Below are 16945 nucleotides of genomic sequence, written 5' to 3'. Positions count from 1 at the left end.
TGGCAAAAAGTTCCAGTAACACTGTGAGAAAAGTTAACCGTTAGTCGGGTGAATGCTACTAAAGTATTCACTCTAATAATGCAACTCTCAGGGCGTGGATCCATCAGGCCTGAACATCAAGCTGCGGACTCTGCAACCGATTCGACCAACGTGTCCAGAAAACCTGCGATGCATCCCATGCAGGCCATTCGCTCTTCTACATGGGGCATGTGACTGGACTCTTCGAAAACAGACCAACTGATGGTGGGGACGTTATCCACATAGGGCTTCACGACGAGCGGTGTGGCTTCGTCATACTTACCGGAAATCAGCAAGGTCGGAACGCTGATGAGTTTCAGGCGATCGACGATGGTCCAGTCCTTCATCGTGCCGATAACGTGAAACTCGGTAGGGCCATTCATGGCGTGGTACACGGTCGGATCGGCGTCAATCGCGTCGAAGGTACGTTTTACCTCCTCCGGCCACGGTGTGATGCGGCACACGTGACGGTCATAGAATGCTCGCGAGGCTTTCAGGTATTCCGGGTCTTTCAAGGTTTCCGCTTTTTCATGCTTGAGCAACGCGGCCTGTACGTCAGATGGCAGATCCTCGCGCAGCCGGTTGGCCTCACTTACCCAGGTGCGCATGTCTGCGGGGGAGTTGGCGATGATCAGCGCTTTCAGCCCTTCGGGCTGACGCACGGCATGCTCTGAAGCCAGCATGCCGCCCCACGACTGGCCCAGCAATGCGTAGTTGTTTTCGATGCCCAGGTGCTCAAGCAGGTTATCCAGCTCACTCAGGAACAGTTTGACCGTCCAGAAGTCGCGACCCTTGTCGGGCAAGTGGGTCGACTTTCCGTTACCCAACTGGTCGTAGTGGATAACGGCCCGGCCGGTGCTGACGATGTCCTTGAACGAATCGACGTAGTCGTGCGTACAACCGGGGCCGCCGTGCAGAATGACCAATGGTGTGCCGGGACCGTGCAGGTCGCCTGTGATGCGATACCACGTCTGATAGTCGCCAAAAGGCGCAAAACCTTCCTTGATCGTCATATCTGCCATGTCGCCGGTCCCTGCTGGATAGTTTGGGGGCACCATAGCGCGGCGTCTTGCGCCTCATAACTATAGAAAATGATAGGTTTTGGCCGATAAACCGGTCAGTGGTCGAGTAAACGGTAGTGAACGGCACGCACTACCGCCTGTACACGGTTTTTGGCCCCCAGCTTCTGCATGGCCGAATTCAGGTGCAAGGTCACCGTGGCGACAGAGCGGTTGAGCTGATCGGCAATCTCTCTGGCCGTCAGGCCCTCGGCAGACCAGCTCAGGCATTCGCGCTCGCGCGGGGTCAGCCTGATCGCATTGCACGAGCGAATTTTCTGGTCGAACAGCGGGTAGGCGACCTCCTGAAAGGCGTGAGCCAGCAGGCCGAACTCGGCCAGGCTCTGGCGGGCGTCCTCAAGGGCGACGTCGCTGCCGTCCGCACACAGACCGGTCAATGTGGCGAAACCGCCTTTGGGCATGTGGATCGGCACCGTCACGCCACAGGTCATGTGTGAGTCATGCAGATAGCGCACCACCGGCTTGTGCATATCCGTGATGAAGGTTTTCAGGACCGTCTCGGCCCTGGGCTGGTATGACCATACAAAAGGCGAGACGCTGGCGACGGCCAGGTGTTGCACCGGATCGATCTGGTAATAGCCCTGACTGCACCAAAGCGCGTACCAGTCCGCAGGTGTATTGCGCAATGACAGCAGCGACGGGGTGATCAGTGCTCCATCATGGGACACCGGCACAGGGCTGTAGTCATAAATCACGGCATCGAATCCGAGATCCGATGCCAGCAGCAGCGCGCAATCCATTTGCTGATCCAGCGTGGATGCAGACTGCAGCCGCGAATTGAAATCCGACAACCTGATATGCATGGCATGACCTCCTTTGTCATTGAGCCGATGTAGGGCGCTAATATAGCAATTAGCAAGGACGGTGCCACGCGTGCGCCCAATCGGCTGCCAGTCCTGTAAAACCTATAAGAATTGCTAGCTGTCTGCGCTCGCCTTGCAGGATAGGGTTGATGCCATGAGCGTCGTCCGCAAAGGTGCAATGCAATGGGCTATGAACACAGGCCGGATGAGCTGAAAACAATCAAAGTCGACGGATGGTCAATGTTCGACTACAACTTTGCTCTGCCCTTTTACGTAGAGGGGGCGGCGGCGTACTTTCCGGTCCTGCTGAATTTTCTGTCACAGCATCGGGGCGTCTGATGAATCTGGGTCGTTATCGTTTCATTCTCCAGCGTCCGTTGCAGCTGCTGCCGGTGCTGTTCGGCATCAGCCTGGTCACCTTCATTCTGGTGCGTTCGATCCCCGGCGATCCGGCGCGCATCCTGCTGGGCTCGCGTTCCACACCGCAGGCCTTGGCCAACATCCGCGCCCAGTATGGTCTGGATGAGCCTCTGTGGACACAGTACGTGTATTTCATGAAAAACCTGGTGCAGGGCGATATGGGTAAATCGCTGCTGTACAAGATAGACGTACTCAAGCTGATCAGCACACGGATCGAGCCCACGGTACTTCTGGTGTTGGGCAGCGTTCTGCTGGCGTTGCTGATTGCCGTGCCCCTGGCCACGCTCGCGGCTCGCAACAAAGGCAGTTGGAGCGACAACCTGATCCGCGTCTTCACCACCACCGGGCTGGGCATGCCTGCGTTCTGGCTGGGGATCATGCTGATCCTGATGTTCAGTGTGCAGCTTGACTGGTTTCCGGTGTCGGGCTACGGCAGCGACTGGCTGGACAAGGTTCATCACCTGGTGCTGCCCTGTCTGACCATCGCTCTGGCCCTGTCTGCGGTGCTGATTCGCAACCTGCGTGCGAGCATGCTCGTGGAGCTGCAAGCCGATCATGTGACGGCGGCCCGGGCGCGTGGCCTCAGTGAAAGTGCGCTGTTTCGGCGCCACGTGTTGCCCAATTCGCTGGTGCCTTCGATCAACCTGCTGGCGGTGAACATCGGCTGGCTGATCAGCGGCACCGTGGTGATCGAAAGTCTGTTTGCGATTCCCGGCATCGGTCAGTTGCTGGTGCGCGGCATCTTCAGCCGCGATTACATGGTGGTGCAGGGTGTGGCGATGGTGCTGGCATGCGCCACGGTGATCGTGAACTTCCTTGCCGATGTGGCCACGGTGGCCATCGACCCGCGGGTGAATATCAAATGACCGTGGCCCATGCGCATCTTCGTCCGCACTGGCGTTCCCGGCTGCGCCTGCGTTTGCGCAATGGCCGGCTGGCGATGCTGCTGGGCGGCTCTTTACTGGGCGGGTGGCTGATACTGGCGCTGTTTGCGCCATGGCTGGCACCTTACGACCCGATCTACCAGAACACCGAGCTGCGCATGCTCGCGCCGCACCTCGCGCATCCGTTCGGCACCGACAATTTTGGTCGCGACATTCTGTCCAGAGTGATCTGGGCGGCACGCGTCGACCTGCAGATCTGCGTGCTCGGGGTGATCTTCCCGTTCATGATCGGGACCTTCATCGGCGCCTTGTCGGGCTACATTGGCGGGCGCTTCGACAACCTGTGCATGCGCGTGATCGACATCGTGCTGGCGTTCCCGTTTCTGGTGTTGATGCTGGCGATCATCGCGATTCTCGGGCCGGGCCTGGGCAGCTTCTACATCGCCATGGCGCTGGTGGGCTGGGTGTCTTATGCGCGGCTGATCCGCTCACAGATCCTGGTGCTCAAGGAAAGCGATTTTGCCTTGGCGGCCAAAAGCCTGGGTTTTGGTCACTTGCGTATCCTGTTCCGCCATCTGCTGCCCAACGCGATGTTCGGCTCGATTGTGTTTTCCATGTCTGACGCGGTTCTGGTGCTGCTCAGCGGCGCATCGGTCAGCTACCTGGGCCTGGGTGTGCAACCACCGATGGCGGAGTGGGGGACCATGGTCGCAGAAGGGCAGGCGTTCCTCACCTCGGCGTGGTGGATCTGCACCTTTCCGGGCCTGGCCATCGTGACGTTGGCTATGGGCTTCAGCCTGTTGGCGGACGGCGTCGCCGAAACCCTGGGAGAACGGCAATGAGTACGCCCGTGCTGCAGGTCAGCGAGATGAGCGTGGTGGCGACCCATGCAGCGAACCATCGAAATCGCGAAGTGACCTTGGTTGACCGGTTGTCGTTCGACCTGCACCAGGGCGAGATTCTCGGGCTGGTCGGTGAAAGTGGCTCTGGCAAGACCATGGCCTGCCGGGCGTTGATGCAATTGATGCCGTCGCCGGATCTGCACGTGCGCGGCGGCTCGGTACGCCTCAATGATGTCGATCTGTTGACGCTGGATGCCGCTGGAATGCGTGCCATGCGCGGACGGCGGATCGGCATGATTTTCCAGAATCCCAGCAGCCACCTGGACCCGCTGATGCGCATCGGCGAGCAGATCGCCGAAGGTGTGCGTCTGCATCAGGGCGCGTCGAAGCGTGAAGCCCGGGCGCAGGCCATCGATCTTTTGCGCCAGGTCGGCATTCCCGATCCGGCGTCGCGTGTGGATAACTTCCCCCACGAATTTTCCGGTGGCATGCGCCAGCGCGCAATGATTGCCGTAGCGCTGGGCTGTGGGCCGCAGGTCCTGATCGCCGATGAGCCGACCACCGCACTGGATGTGACGGTGCAGGCGCAAATCCTGCGTCTGTTGCTGGACTTGCGCGACCGGCACGGGCTGTCGTTGATCATGATCACCCACGACCTCGGCGTGGTGGCGCAAACCTGCGACTCCATCGCGGTGATGTATGCCGGTCGCCTGTGTGAGCACGGCAGCAAGCGCGACGTGCTCGCTCGCGCACGCCATCCTTATACCCACGGCCTGATCGAATGCCAGCCCGCCAGCAGCGCGGGCAGCGAACTGCTACGGACCATTCCCGGTCAGCCGCCCTTGCTCGACGCACTGCCAAGCGGCTGTCGTTTTCATGCCCGCTGCAGTCATGCGGGGGCAGACTGCCCTGACAAGCTGCCGCTGATGCGGCCGATGGGCGTTGCCCATGCTGCGGCCTGTCACCACCCGTTGGTGCAATCCCGGGAGGCCGTTTCATGAGCGGCACCACACTGCTGAACGTCAATGATCTGGTGGTGCGCTTCCCGGCCCCCGGCTCGGGTTTCCTCGGTCTCAACAAGCGTTGGGTGCACGCCGTCAACGGGGTGTCGCTGAGCATTTGTACGGGTGAAACGCTGGGTCTGGTCGGCGAGTCCGGCAGCGGCAAGAGCACGCTGGGGCGGGCTATTCTGCGCCTGAATGACATCACCTCCGGGCAGATCGTCTTCGATGACGTCGACATGGCCCAAGGCAGCGGTATCAATCTGCAACGCCTGCGCAGCGAAACCGCGATGGTCTTTCAGGACCCGTCCTCTTCGCTCAACCCGCGCATGACCATCGGTGCGACGCTGGCCGAGGTGCTCGCCGTGCAGCGCAAGGTCGCCACTTCCGACATTCCGGCGCGGGTCATCGAGCTGCTCGACATGGTCGGTCTGCGGCCCGAATTTGCCGAACGCAAGCCGGGTGCCTTGAGCGGCGGACAATGTCAGCGTGTCGGCATCGCCCGCGCGCTGGCCATCGAGCCACGGCTGATCATTGCCGACGAGTGTGTGGCGGCACTGGACGTCTCCATTCAGGGACAGATCATCAACCTGCTGCTGGAGCTGCGCCAGCGCATGAACCTGGCGATTCTGTTCATTGCTCATGACCTGGCCATCGTGCGTCGCCTGTGCGATCGGGTGGCGGTCATGTACCTGGGCAAAATTGTTGAAGAAGGCCCGGTAGAGGACGTCTTTCTCTCGCCGCGTCACCCCTATACCGCTGCGCTGATTCAGGCGATTCCGGAAATCGATCCGGATCGCCCGTTGCCCGGCGAGCCGTTGCAGGGTGAGCCGCCAAGCCCCCTGCAGCTACCCGACGGCTGCGCGTTTCATCCGCGTTGCCGGTTTGCCAGGCCGACCTGTTCCAGCGTCGCGCCACCGACGCGGCATGTCGGCCAGCAGCGCTACGACTGTGTGCTGGAAGCCCCGATTTTTTGATCCTGATCTGTAACGACATCTGTCCCGACATCGACAAGGAGTTCATGCGTATGAAAGCTCGACCAATGAAAATGCTGACCGTCGCCATGCTGGCGGCCTGTTCACTGGCGGCGGGTGTTGCCGAAGCTGCGGGCGTGCTGACCATCGGCCGTCGTGAGGACGGCACCACGTTCGACCCGATCAAAAGTGCGCAGAACATCGACAACTGGGTGTTTTCCAACGTCTACGATGTGCTGATCCGCGTAGATGACAAAGGCACCAAGCTGGTGCCGGGGCTGGCGGAAAGCTGGTCGATCTCGCCTGACGGGCTGACCTATACGCTCAAGATGCGCCCGGCCAAATTCTCCGATGGCTCGGACCTGACAGCCAGTGACGCAGTATTCAGCCTGCTGCGAATTCGCGACGACAAGGGTTCACTGTGGAGCGATTCCTACAAGATTATCGACAAGGCCGTTGCGACAGATCCGCATACGCTGGTCATCACGCTGAAGAGTCCTTCGGCCTCGTTCCTCTCGCAACTGGCCCTGCCCAACGTGTCGATTCTCTCCGAGAAAGCCATGAAGAGCATGGGCGAAGAGGCGTATGCCGAGCAGCCTGTCAGCTCCGGCGCATTTACCGTGAAGGAATGGCGTCGCGGTGACCGGGTAATTCTGGCGAAGAACCCCAACTTCTGGGAAGCGCCGAGCGTGAGCCTGGACGGTGTCGAGTGGATCTCGGTGCCGGACGACAACACCCGCACGCTCATGGTCCAGAAGGGCGAGCTCGATGCTGCGATATGGATACCGTTCTCGCGCATCGCAAATCTGCAGAAGGACCCCGATCTGGTGGTCCACCTCGACCCCTCCACTCGCGAGGATCACCTGCTGATCAACCACGAACACGGCGCATTGGCCAAGCCTGAAGTACGTCAGGCGCTGGACATGGCCATCGACAAGAAATCGCTGGTCGAAGCCGCTACCTTCGGGCTGGGCACCGTGGCCAATTCCTACATTCCCAAAGGCGCGCTGTACCATTACGCCGACAACCTGCAACGCCCTTATGACCCGGTGAAGGCCAAACAGATGCTGGCGGACGCCGGCGCGTCGGACCTGAAACTCAATTACGTGGTCAACGCGGGCAACGAAGTCGACGAGCAAATCGCGGTCATGCTGCAACAGCAACTGGCCAAGGTCGGCGTGACCACAACGCTGCAGAAAGTCGACCCGAGCCAGAGCTGGGACATGCTGATTGCCGGTGACTACGACATCTCCGTGATGTACTGGACCAACGACATCCTCGACCCGGACCAGAAGACCACCTTCGTGCTCGGCCACGACACCAACAATAACTACATGACCCATTACAAGAACGACAAGGTCAAGGAGCTGGTCGCTGCCGCACGGGTCGAAATGGACCCGAAAAAGCGCGAGCAGATGTACATCGACCTGCAGAAAATGGCCAAGGCCGACGTCAACTGGATCGACCTCTACTACAGTCCCTACATCAGTGTGTCGCGCAAGAACATCGAGCACTTCGGTCAGAACCCGCTGGGCCGCTTTACGCTCGAGGAAACGGTCAAGAAGTGACATGAACAATGCCTGCCTGATCGGCAGGCATTGTTCAGCGACGTTTCCCGGCCCGGTTTCGGCCGGGAAGCGTTAATTTGTATCCTCAGGTTTACCAAGCCTTCAACAGGCTCTGCGGATGGTAAGGTTGCGGCCTTTTTTGCGCTGTACCCCGCGGAGCCGTCATGCATAAACCCACCCCCCGTACCGAATCCCCGAACGCGCTGGCGTTCATCACGCGTTTCTTCGCCGCTGAATCCGCTGGCGGGCTGGTGTTGATGGCGGCTGCGCTGGCGGCCTTGATCGTCGCCAACTCACCGCTGGCCGACAGCTACTTCGCCGCGCTGCACGCAGTGTTCGCCGGGTTGTCGGTTTCGCACTGGATCAATGACGGTCTGATGGCGGTCTTCTTCATGCTCGTCGGCCTGGAGATCAAGCGCGAAGTGCTCGCCGGTCAGCTCGCGTCGTGGAACCAGAGAGCCTTGCCAGGCTTTGCGGCACTGGGCGGCATGGTGGTTCCGGCGCTGATCTACGTGGCGTTCAACTGGGGACGGCCAGACACCATCGGCGGCTGGGCCATTCCGGCAGCGACCGATATCGCATTCGCCCTGGGGGTGCTGTCCCTGCTGGGCAAGCGCGTACCGCTGTCGCTGAAGATATTCCTGTCTGCACTGGCGATTCTCGATGACCTCGGCGCTGTATTGATCATCGCGCTGTTCTACACCAGCGATCTCTCCATGCCCATGTTGCTGGCAGCGCTGGGTTCCATCGCCGTGCTCGTCGCGCTGAATCGTCTGGGTGTTAAAAAACTGCTGCCTTACCTCATCGTTGGCGCGCTGCTGTGGTTCTTCATGCTCCAGTCCGGCATCCACGCCACCCTCGCTGGCGTTGCGCTTGCGCTGTGCATCCCGTTGGGCAAACCCGATGAAGAGGCTCGCTCGCCACTGCTGCATCTGGAAGAAAAGCTGCACCCGTGGGTGGCGTTTGCCGTCGTGCCGATCTTTGGTTTTGCCAACGCTGGCGTGTCACTGTCGGGCATTACCGCCGACAAGCTCGTGGACCCGGTCCCGCTCGGCGTTGCGCTAGGGCTGCTGGTCGGCAAGCAGGTCGGCATATTCGCCATGGCCGCGCTGGCGATTCGCGCAGGCCTGGCCCGTTTGCCGGACGGCAGCAACTGGGGTCAGCTTTACGGCGTTGCGGCCTTGTGTGGTATCGGCTTCACCATGAGCCTGTTCATCGGCGCACTGGCCTTTCCGGGCGCGCCGGAACTGGTCGACGAGGTCAAGGTGGGTGTGCTGATCGGTTCGGTGTTGTCGGCTGTGTTGGGTGTGGTTGTGTTGCGCAGGTTTGCGCAGCGGGGGTGAATCTGATCGCAATCTGGCATTACAGAAACCGGGCGGCAGGACGATAAAGACGGGACGTGCCAGGGACTCGGCCAACTTCTCCTACTTTGAGAGCCCACAGCATGCTTCACCTGTTCAGTCCCCGTCGTGACAAAAAGGCCCTTCAGCAACTGATCTCCTCGCTCAAGGGCGGCACTGAGCCCGCGGTAGGGGGATGTGCTGAAAAAACCGCGGTACTTGAATGCTGGAGCTCGCTGAGCACCCAGCGTCGCCTTGACGAGCAACGTATTGCCGATCTTGAGCAAGAACTGGAAACCGCCCGCCATCTACTGGGTGAAGCCTCTGCCTCGGCTGCCGCTTATGAAACCCGCTTTGATCTGGTCAACCGTGCATCGAGCGAGGGCCTCTGGGATATGGAGGTGGTCGCGGGCGATCCGGTCAATCCGAACAACCGATTCTGGTGGTCTCAGCAACTACGCACGCTTCTAGGTTTCAACGACGAGCGCGACTTCCCCAACGTACTGGCGAGCTGGGCAGACCGGCTTCATCCTCAGGATAAACAAGCCACGCTCGATGCATTTGCCAAGCACCTGAATGACCGTTCCGGCAACACGCCGTACCGAGTCAAGAATCGTCTGGCGATGAAGAACGGCACGTATCGCTGGTTCTATGCCCAGGGCGAAACGTTAAGAGACGCACGCGGAACGCCGCTGCGGGTCGCCGGCTCTCTTCGGGATATCCACGACGAGCTTGAACGTGATCTTGAACACGATGTGATCATTACCCGATTCGAACTGGCCCGGGAGATGCTCTCCGACGGGCTCTGGGACATGGAGGTCATTGCTGGCGACCCGGTCAATGCGCGCAATCCTTTTTGGTGGTCTCCACAATTCAGGCGTCTGCTGGGTTTTGAAACGGTGGAAGAGTTTCCCGACGTACTGGATAGCTGGGCGTCACGGCTGCACCCTGAAGACAAGGAGCGCAGTCTGACGGCTTTCGGTGAGCACCTGAATGACCGGACTGGCAAGACGCCGTTCGATATCGAGTACCGCCTGAAGATGAAAACCGGCGAGTACCGCTGGTTCCGTGCGCGCGGCCAGACTCGCCGTGACCCCGAAGGTGTTCCACTCAGGGTGGTGGGTGCGTTGGTGGATGTGCATTTGAAGCATGAACAGGACGCTCTTCGCGATACCGAAGCACAGCATCAGAAAAACCTGGAAGAGAACATCGCTCAACTGACCCAGATAGTTGGTACTATCCAGAGCATTGCCAGCCAGACCAACCTCCTGGCGCTCAATGCGGCAATCGAAGCTGCGCGCGCCGGTGAGGCAGGGCGGGGCTTTGCGGTTGTGGCAGATGAAGTTCGCAAGCTGGCGACCCGAACGACCGAAGCGACGGAGCAGGCGGCAAGCATGATGAGCCGCTCATGAAACCAGCCTTCGCTTTTTGATCGCAGCGAAAAAAACGCCTCCGCAAGGGAGGCGTTTTTTCAACTCAGCACATCAGACACATCAAGCCAGGTCGAAGCGGTCCAGGTTCATCACCTTGGTCCAGGCTGCCACGAAGTCTTTGACGAACTTCTCGTGAGCATCCGAGCTGCCATACACCTCGGAAATCGCACGCAGTTGAGCATGCGAGCCGAAGACCAGGTCGACACGGGTGCCGGTCCATTTCACTGCGCCAGTCTTGCGGTCACGGGCCTCGAAGGTATCAGTGCCACCTGCGGTCGCTTTCCACTCCACGCCCATGTCCAGCAGGTTCCTGAAGAAGTCGTTGGTCAGGGTGCCCGGCTGATCAGTGAAGACGCCATGCTTGCTCTGTCCGACGTTGATGTTCAAGACCCGCAGGCCGCCCAGCAGTACAGTCATTTCCGGTGCAGTCAGGGTCAGCAATTGCGCCTTGTCGACCAGCAACGATTCTGCCGAGACCTTGTAATGCCCCTTCTGATAGTTGCGGAAACCATCAGCGATTGGCTCAAGGAAGCCGAACGACTCAACATCGGTCTGCTCTTGAGACGCATCGGCGCGGCCCGGTGCGAATGGAACGGTGACGTGCTGGCCTGCATTTTTCGCAGCCTGCTCGACACCTGCGTTACCCGCCAAGACGATCAGGTCGGCGATTGAAACCTTCTTGCCGCTCGACTGACCCGCGTTGAATTCGCTCTGAATGCCCTCGAGGGTCTTCAGCACGCCCGCCAGTTGGTCAGGCTGGTTGACCGCCCAATCCTTCTGCGGAGCCAGACGCAGACGGCCGCCATTGGCACCACCGCGCTTGTCCGAGCCACGGAAGGTAGAAGCTGCCGCCCAAGCCGTCGATACCAGCTGCGAGACCGAAAGGCCCGAAGCGAGAATCCTGGCCTTGAGTGCGGCCACATCCTGATCATCGACCAACGCATGATCAACGTTTGGAATCGGGTCCTGCCACAGCAGCTCTTCGGTCGGTGTTTCCGGGCCGAGGTAGCGGGCCAGCGGGCCCATGTCACGGTGAGTCAGCTTGAACCAGGCGCGGGCGAACGCGTCGGCCAGTTGCTCAGGGTTGTTCAGGAAACGGCGGGAGATCTGCTCGTAAGCCGGATCGAAGCGCAGCGCCAGGTCAGAGGTCAGCATGCTCGGTGCATGACGCTTGGAGGGATCGTGGGCATCCGGAATCTTGCCCGCGCCAGCGCCGTTCTTCGGCGTCCACTGATGCGCGCCTGCCGGGCTCTTGGTCAGTTCCCATTCGAATCCAAAGAGGTTTTCGAGGTACTCGTTGCTCCATTTGGTCGGCGTCGAAGTCCAGGTCACTTCCAGGCCACTGGTGATGGTGTCGCCACCCTTGCCGCTGCCGAATTTGTTTCTCCAGCCAAAACCCTGCTCTTCAAGGCCGGCTGCTTCAGGCTCCGGACCAACGTTGTCGGCAGGGCCGGCACCGTGGGTCTTGCCGAAGGCGTGACCACCGGCGATCAGCGCCACGGTCTCTTCGTCATTCATCGCCATACGACCGAAGGTTTCACGGATATCCCTTGCCGAAGCAACCGGGTCCGGCACACCCTCAGGGCCTTCAGGGTTCACATAGATCAAGCCCATCTGCACGGCGGCGAGCGGGTTTTCCAGGTTGCGTTCGCCGCTGGCAGTACGGCTTTCTTCGTTGGCATGGTTCTCCGGCTCGGCCACCAGCGTGCCGTCGCCCGGTTGCTGCATTTTCTTCTGCGCGCCGTAGCGCTCCTCACCACCCAGCCAGGTGGTCTCGGAACCCCAGTACACGTCTTCTTCCGGTTCCCAGACATCCGCGCGACCACCGGAGAAACCGAAGGTCTTGAAGCCCATGGACTCCAGCGCGACGTTACCGGTCAGCACGATCAGGTCAGCCCAGGAAATCTTGCGGCCATACTTCTGCTTGACCGGCCAGATCAGGCGGCGCGCCTTGTCCAGGCTGACGTTGTCAGGCCAGCTGTTGAGCGGCGCAAAACGTTGCTGACCGGCACCGGCACCGCCACGACCATCGCCTGTGCGGTAGGTACCGGCGCTGTGCCAGGCCATACGAATGAACAGCGGGCCATAGTGGCCGAAGTCTGCCGGCCACCAGTCCTGGGACTGAGTCATGACGTTGCGCAGGTCCTGTTTGACCGCTTCGATGTCAAGGCTCTTGAATTCCTTGGCATAGTCGAAGCTCTCGCCCATCGGGTCGGAGAGCGAGGAATGCTGATGCAGAATCTTCAGATTCAGCTGCTTGGGCCACCAATCACGGTTGGTAGTGCCGCCGCCAGCAGCGTGGTTGAAGGGGCATTTCGATTCAGTTGACATGCTTGATACACCTTTTTTGTCATTTGCATCCGGCCATCCAGTCCACTCGTGGGACCTCAGACAGTGATGACGGAACTCAACAGCACTGGGTTCATGCCGGCCGCTCGGTCAACGATCGGGCCAGCTCTACAGATACGCAGCACAGCGATCATCAGATTGCTGCGAGGCAAGCCCGCAACGTGCGTCGCAAACTTGAGCTCATTCTTATCTCCTTATCAGGGTGGAACCGCGCGGCTCTCACCGACGCTTATCCAGATTAGCCTTCTTCGCGAAGATTTCTAATAGAAAGAACATTACGGGTTGATAGGCAGACTCTGGCGGCGCTGTCATCAAGGCATCAAGCGGCTCTGCTAACCTGTCCAGCCCATGAGACTGCAGGCCAGGCTTAGCCCATGATCACGATTCGCCGCATGACCCTGGACGACTACGACGCGGTCATCGAACTGATGCGCAGCACGCCGGGCATTTCCCTGCGCGACGCCGATTCACGCGAAGCGACCGCACGTTACCTTGAACGCAACCCCGGCATGAGCTTCGTCGCCGAGGCAGGCGGCGCCCTGTGCGGCTGTGTGATGTGCGGGCACGACGGACGCCGCGGTTATCTGCAGCATCTGATCGTGCTGCCCGAGTATCGCCGGCGCGGTATTGCCCATGAGTTGGTTGAACGCTGCCTCGAGTGTCTGGACACGCTGGGTATTTACAAATGTCACCTGGACGTCATGAAGAGTAATGAAGCGGCCGGGCGTTATTGGCACGGGCAGGGGTGGACGTTGCGGGAGGATATCGATCGGTATTCGAAGGTGCGGCGGGGCGGGAATGTTTGAAGGGGGAGACGGGCGCTACGCATGCGTAGGGGCGTCAACTAATTGCATCGCTTGATTCTGCTTTGTCGTGCTGGCAGCGCTCGGTGAAACTATCCTGCCTTCAAAGGCGATACATTTTCTGCCACTGCGCTTGGCGTGATAGAGGTTCTCATCAGCCTCTTTCAACAGGTCATTGAACGTTTCAACCCGCGACAAACTTGCAACACCGCCACTGAATGAATAGGGCACTTGAGCCGTTTCATCCTTTTGCGTGAGCATCAATAACTCTTCCAGTGCGTGTATAGCGTCTGTGGCGTTCGCCGCCGATAAGATCACACCAAACTCTTCCCCACCCAAGCGCCCAAAAGCGATTCGCCCCTTTATGTCTTTGAGGCGTGTCGCAAAACTTATAAGGACATTGTCGCCCACCTCATGCCCATGGGTGTCGTTGATACTTTTAAAGTGATCCAGATCAAGCATGGCAAACCACAACGACGATTTTTCAGCGGACGCCAGCGCAGTATTCAGACTGTCAACCAGCGCACGGCGATTGGGGGCGTGCGTCAGGGTGTCGGTTTCGGACAGTTCCTGATAGCGGTCCCTGGCTGCCATGGTCTGCATGATCAGACTCAGGAAGGTCGCATTCAGGCAGCCGCCCAGCAAGGTCGAACTGATCAGGAACACATAAAACAGCGGCTTATGGCCCACGCCGATGGCCGTCAGGTCCGTGTGCCACATGATCAACCAGATCAGCGCAGTGGCGGCGATGTAATCAATAAACTTGACGAAGAACACGCTCATTCCCGTGATGAGCAGGGAGGTGACAACCAGTCCCCACATCGACGCTTCCTCGCCCATGCGTTCGATCTGTTCATTGAACAGAAAGGTCAGTGACGCCATGTAAATAATGCCGAACAGACGCCACGCCAGCATGCTCCTGCTATTGGACGTGACAATGATCGACAGCGTCGCCCCCGTCAGCGCGCAACAGATGAATACATCCAGTGATCGATCAATGGACGGATTCAGGCACCAACTGATAACCCAACTGAAAAGACCGATCAGTTGAGACAGCTTCAAGGGTATGAAAATAGAGTTTTTCAGGTTTCTTCTTTGCGGCATGTGCAGTTTTCCATACTTACGCCAGCCGAACCATTATCGACGGCACACGCCTTGGTCGAGAGGGGTGATGATATATGGCCACTATACGTGATTGTCAGATGGGGGGCATGGCCGCTGGTCTTGCTGTGGGCGGCGTGCGCAGGCCTTGTTGAATGAGGGGCAGGGCAGCGGCCAGTCTGATCTACAGTTGCTTGCGCATTGCGCGAGTCGAAGCGCCTTTTCAGCTCTTTGTACTTGTCGCGCAATTCGCGCTCCTGGGCAGGCCTAATGGACTGCTCATTTCCAGCGCGGCTTCAAAAGGCAGCATCTGGGTATGCAACTGGTCAGCCTCTTTCAGCAGTTGATCGCGGCGGTCTTGCCGTTCTTGGATCTCGTTCATGTGTCTGGTCTCTGTTCAATTCGATTGGGAGTTGGTTGTGTGGCTGGCGAGGCCGGGAATCAGCTGGCGCTACCTCGATCAGCGGGGAGGCACTCAGGCAGTCCGCCCACAAAAAAAGACGCCTTAGGACGTCTTCATTTGCAATTTGGTGGGCCGGGGGGATTTGAACCCGCATCCAGCCTTTGTAAACCGGAGCTTACAAGGCCGGAGTTGTCATTATGCTGTCATTTCGCAACGAACGCTTTACTAATCGCCTGAAAAAGGGGCTTGAAAGACGCTAATTCAGACTTCGACCAATTCGCACGCTTTTTGAATTCATCAAGCATTAGTCGTTTTAACGAGTTTTTAGCACTTTTTCGATCGGCCTGGTTTTGACTTTGAGCTTTCATTACTAAGTTATGATTATTTCCAAATACAGATGAAACGATCAGAGGCGGTAATAGCCCTTCGATGCAGTCTCTGCCCGGCTCATTCACGCCAATCCCATAATAGTCAGTATCTTTCTCAAGGCCTAAAACTTTCATAGGGCGCTCTAGTTCAGATGTCGCATCTAGGTCAAATGTTACATACACCCGATGGAACTTTTCAATGACAAACTTGAGTAGTATGGAGTTCTTTAACGCGTCCTTTCCATCATATGCTAAAACCTCTGCACCTTCTGGCAGCGTAAGTCCGCTCAGACCAAGGCTGGAAATAAACTCAAGGTACTCTTTATCCAGAATTCCTTCGACAAAAATAGCGCAGTTTTTGCGCGCGCCTATGACCGTCTGCCAAGGCGTAAATGAGGCATTATCCAGTCCTAAAATTTGGCTAAAAGGGGACATCCAATTACTGGTATCGATGGGGACAATCTCAGTTTGTCTCAGATTGTTCCTAAAAGTCTTCCTCTCTAATAATATGTTTGAATCTGGGAACTCTTGGCACAACATGTATGGGCTATGAGTAGAGATTATTATCTGAATGTCTAAATCTCTGGACAAGCTTCTGATTACTCGGCCAAATTCAGCTTGAGCGGATGGGTGTAAGAAGCTTTCTGGCTCTTCTATTATTATAATCGGCGTTATCCTGTTTTCATCGCCAGCTTCAAGTCTTATTTTGTTGGCATAAAGAATCAACATCATTATATGTGTACGATTCTGTGTGCCAGTACCCCATTCGTTAAGTGAGACCTCGACGCTTTTATCTTTTAGGTTTAGTTCTAAAGGGATGTGGCCGTTTAAGTAGTTGTCGAAAACGGTAAGCTCTACTTCATATTTTTCTTCGAGTTTTCCTAGCAGTCCCGATAGCTCGGCTCTGTGCTTGCCAGCCAATTTTTTTATTTTCTTCTTCAGACGGTCTTGTTCAGCAGAGATTTCATTAAGCTCAGCACTTGAGAACATTAAGTCTTGAGCGAGTCTGGAAAAGCCTCCATTCAAATAAGCACTCATTCCAACTTCCGCGGAATTATGGAAAATGGCAAGCGTTGATGCTGTGATTTTGGTATGGATTTCCTTAGATGCAAATCTTTCGAGCGGCGCATCATTGAAATAAACAGTAGCGTCGTTATCGCTTGTCTCGGTATATCGCACCAAAATCCTCAAAGAAAAACTTTTTTCCTCATAATTTTCTATCGATGCGATTTTTAGTACAAATTTATACATGCCAGGGTCATCAAGTTCGCTAAAATATAAGATGTATTCTAGCTCGATCGGCATCGCTTCTTGAGTCCACTGAGTCTTTGCTGTAGCGTACTCAATACCTTCCCGCTCTGACCACCAAACATTTTTCCCCTTGTCTTTTAGTAACCCTTGTAGGGCTTTTATAACGCTAGTCTTGCCCGCGTTATTACGACCACTTATAGACGTAAAGGTGTCGCCAAAGGTGAGTGGAACGTTTTCCAGCGTTTTATAGTTTTTAACTACGATTGACTTAATCTTCACGCTACCGCTCCATGGCTAAAATCGGAGCG

13 protein-coding genes and 3 pseudogenes are annotated in these 16945 nt (G+C 57.6%); 10 read left to right on the top strand and 6 right to left on the bottom strand.

The window, feature by feature from the left end:
• Positions 1–116: 116 nt before the first annotated feature.
• Together AO388_RS20780 and AO388_RS20775 are read right to left on the bottom strand one after the other, a co-directional pair.
• Positions 117–1040 (bottom strand): proline iminopeptidase-family hydrolase, encoded by a 924-nt coding sequence (locus tag AO388_RS20780; protein ID WP_058417048.1) that lies wholly within the window; start codon positions 1038–1040, stop codon positions 117–119.
• Positions 1041–1135: 95 nt separating this feature from the next.
• Positions 1136–1900, bottom strand: a complete 765-nt coding sequence (locus AO388_RS20775) for a LuxR family transcriptional regulator (RefSeq protein WP_003368638.1) — start codon at positions 1898–1900, stop codon at positions 1136–1138.
• 183 nt (positions 1901–2083) lie between these two features.
• On the opposite strand from AO388_RS20775, the gene AO388_RS29405 reads away from it, so the two are divergent.
• The 9 genes and pseudogenes from AO388_RS29405 to AO388_RS30410 form a co-directional block, all read left to right on the top strand.
• Positions 2084–2239, top strand: coding sequence for a hypothetical protein (locus AO388_RS29405; protein ID WP_003368637.1), 156 nt, complete (start codon positions 2084–2086; stop codon positions 2237–2239).
• A complete protein-coding gene (locus AO388_RS20770) occupies positions 2239–3186 on the top strand; it encodes an ABC transporter permease (RefSeq protein WP_058417047.1) in 948 nt (315 codons plus the stop codon). Before AO388_RS29405 ends, AO388_RS20770 begins: the two co-directional genes overlap by 1 nt.
• Positions 3183–4046, top strand: a complete 864-nt coding sequence (locus AO388_RS20765) for an ABC transporter permease (RefSeq protein WP_058417046.1) — start codon at positions 3183–3185, stop codon at positions 4044–4046. Before AO388_RS20770 ends, AO388_RS20765 begins: the two co-directional genes overlap by 4 nt.
• On the top strand, positions 4043–5047 hold the full coding sequence (locus AO388_RS20760; protein ID WP_058417045.1) for an ABC transporter ATP-binding protein: 1005 nt from the start codon (positions 4043–4045) through the stop codon (positions 5045–5047). The genes AO388_RS20765 and AO388_RS20760 overlap by 4 nt, the downstream gene beginning before the upstream one ends.
• Entirely contained in the window at positions 5044–6024 is a 981-nt protein-coding gene (locus AO388_RS20755; RefSeq protein WP_058417044.1) for an ABC transporter ATP-binding protein, read from the top strand. The genes AO388_RS20760 and AO388_RS20755 overlap by 4 nt, the downstream gene beginning before the upstream one ends.
• A gap of 50 nt (positions 6025–6074) precedes the next feature.
• Positions 6075–7589: an ABC transporter substrate-binding protein gene (locus tag AO388_RS20750; RefSeq protein WP_058417090.1), complete on the top strand. Its 1515-nt coding sequence runs from the start codon at positions 6075–6077 to the stop codon at positions 7587–7589.
• 164 nt (positions 7590–7753) lie between these two features.
• Positions 7754–8932: a Na+/H+ antiporter NhaA gene (nhaA, locus tag AO388_RS20745; RefSeq protein ID WP_058417043.1), complete on the top strand. Its 1179-nt coding sequence runs from the start codon at positions 7754–7756 to the stop codon at positions 8930–8932.
• Between the two features lie 101 nt (positions 8933–9033).
• Positions 9034–10008 (top strand): annotated as a pseudogene (locus AO388_RS30085) (PAS domain-containing protein); the annotation flags it as partial.
• Between the two features lie 36 nt (positions 10009–10044).
• Positions 10045–10332: pseudogene (locus AO388_RS30410) on the top strand (methyl-accepting chemotaxis protein); the annotation flags it as partial.
• A gap of 90 nt (positions 10333–10422) precedes the next feature.
• Here AO388_RS30410 and katG read toward each other — a convergent pair.
• The gene (katG, locus tag AO388_RS20735; RefSeq protein WP_058417041.1) at positions 10423–12693 is read right to left on the bottom strand and encodes a catalase/peroxidase HPI; all 2271 of its coding nucleotides are present in this window, start codon (positions 12691–12693) and stop codon (positions 10423–10425) included.
• Between the two features lie 392 nt (positions 12694–13085).
• Here katG and AO388_RS20730 point away from each other — a divergent pair, with 392 nt between their 5' ends.
• Positions 13086–13517 (top strand): GNAT family N-acetyltransferase, encoded by a 432-nt coding sequence (locus tag AO388_RS20730; protein WP_024662458.1) that lies wholly within the window; start codon positions 13086–13088, stop codon positions 13515–13517.
• Between the two features lie 15 nt (positions 13518–13532).
• Here AO388_RS20730 and AO388_RS20725 read toward each other — a convergent pair whose 3' ends face one another.
• The 3 genes and pseudogenes from AO388_RS20725 to AO388_RS20720 form a co-directional block, all read right to left on the bottom strand.
• Positions 13533–14618 carry a GGDEF domain-containing protein gene (locus AO388_RS20725; protein ID WP_058417040.1) on the bottom strand — a complete coding sequence of 362 codons (1086 nt, stop codon included), beginning with the start codon at positions 14616–14618 and terminating at the stop codon, positions 13533–13535.
• A 188-nt stretch (positions 14619–14806) separates the two neighbouring features.
• Positions 14807–14997: pseudogene (locus tag AO388_RS29230) on the bottom strand (chromosome segregation protein SMC); the annotation flags it as partial.
• Between the two features lie 224 nt (positions 14998–15221).
• Positions 15222–16916 carry an ATP-dependent nuclease gene (locus AO388_RS20720; protein WP_003313711.1) on the bottom strand — a complete coding sequence of 565 codons (1695 nt, stop codon included), beginning with the start codon at positions 16914–16916 and terminating at the stop codon, positions 15222–15224.
• Positions 16917–16945: the final 29 nt, after the last annotated feature.

Origin of the sequence: Pseudomonas sp. ICMP 10191 (assembly GCF_001467335.1) — a bacterium.
Classification (GTDB): Bacteria; Pseudomonadota; Gammaproteobacteria; order Pseudomonadales; family Pseudomonadaceae; genus Aquipseudomonas; species Aquipseudomonas cerasi.
This window is presented reverse-complemented; position numbering and strand designations above follow the sequence as displayed.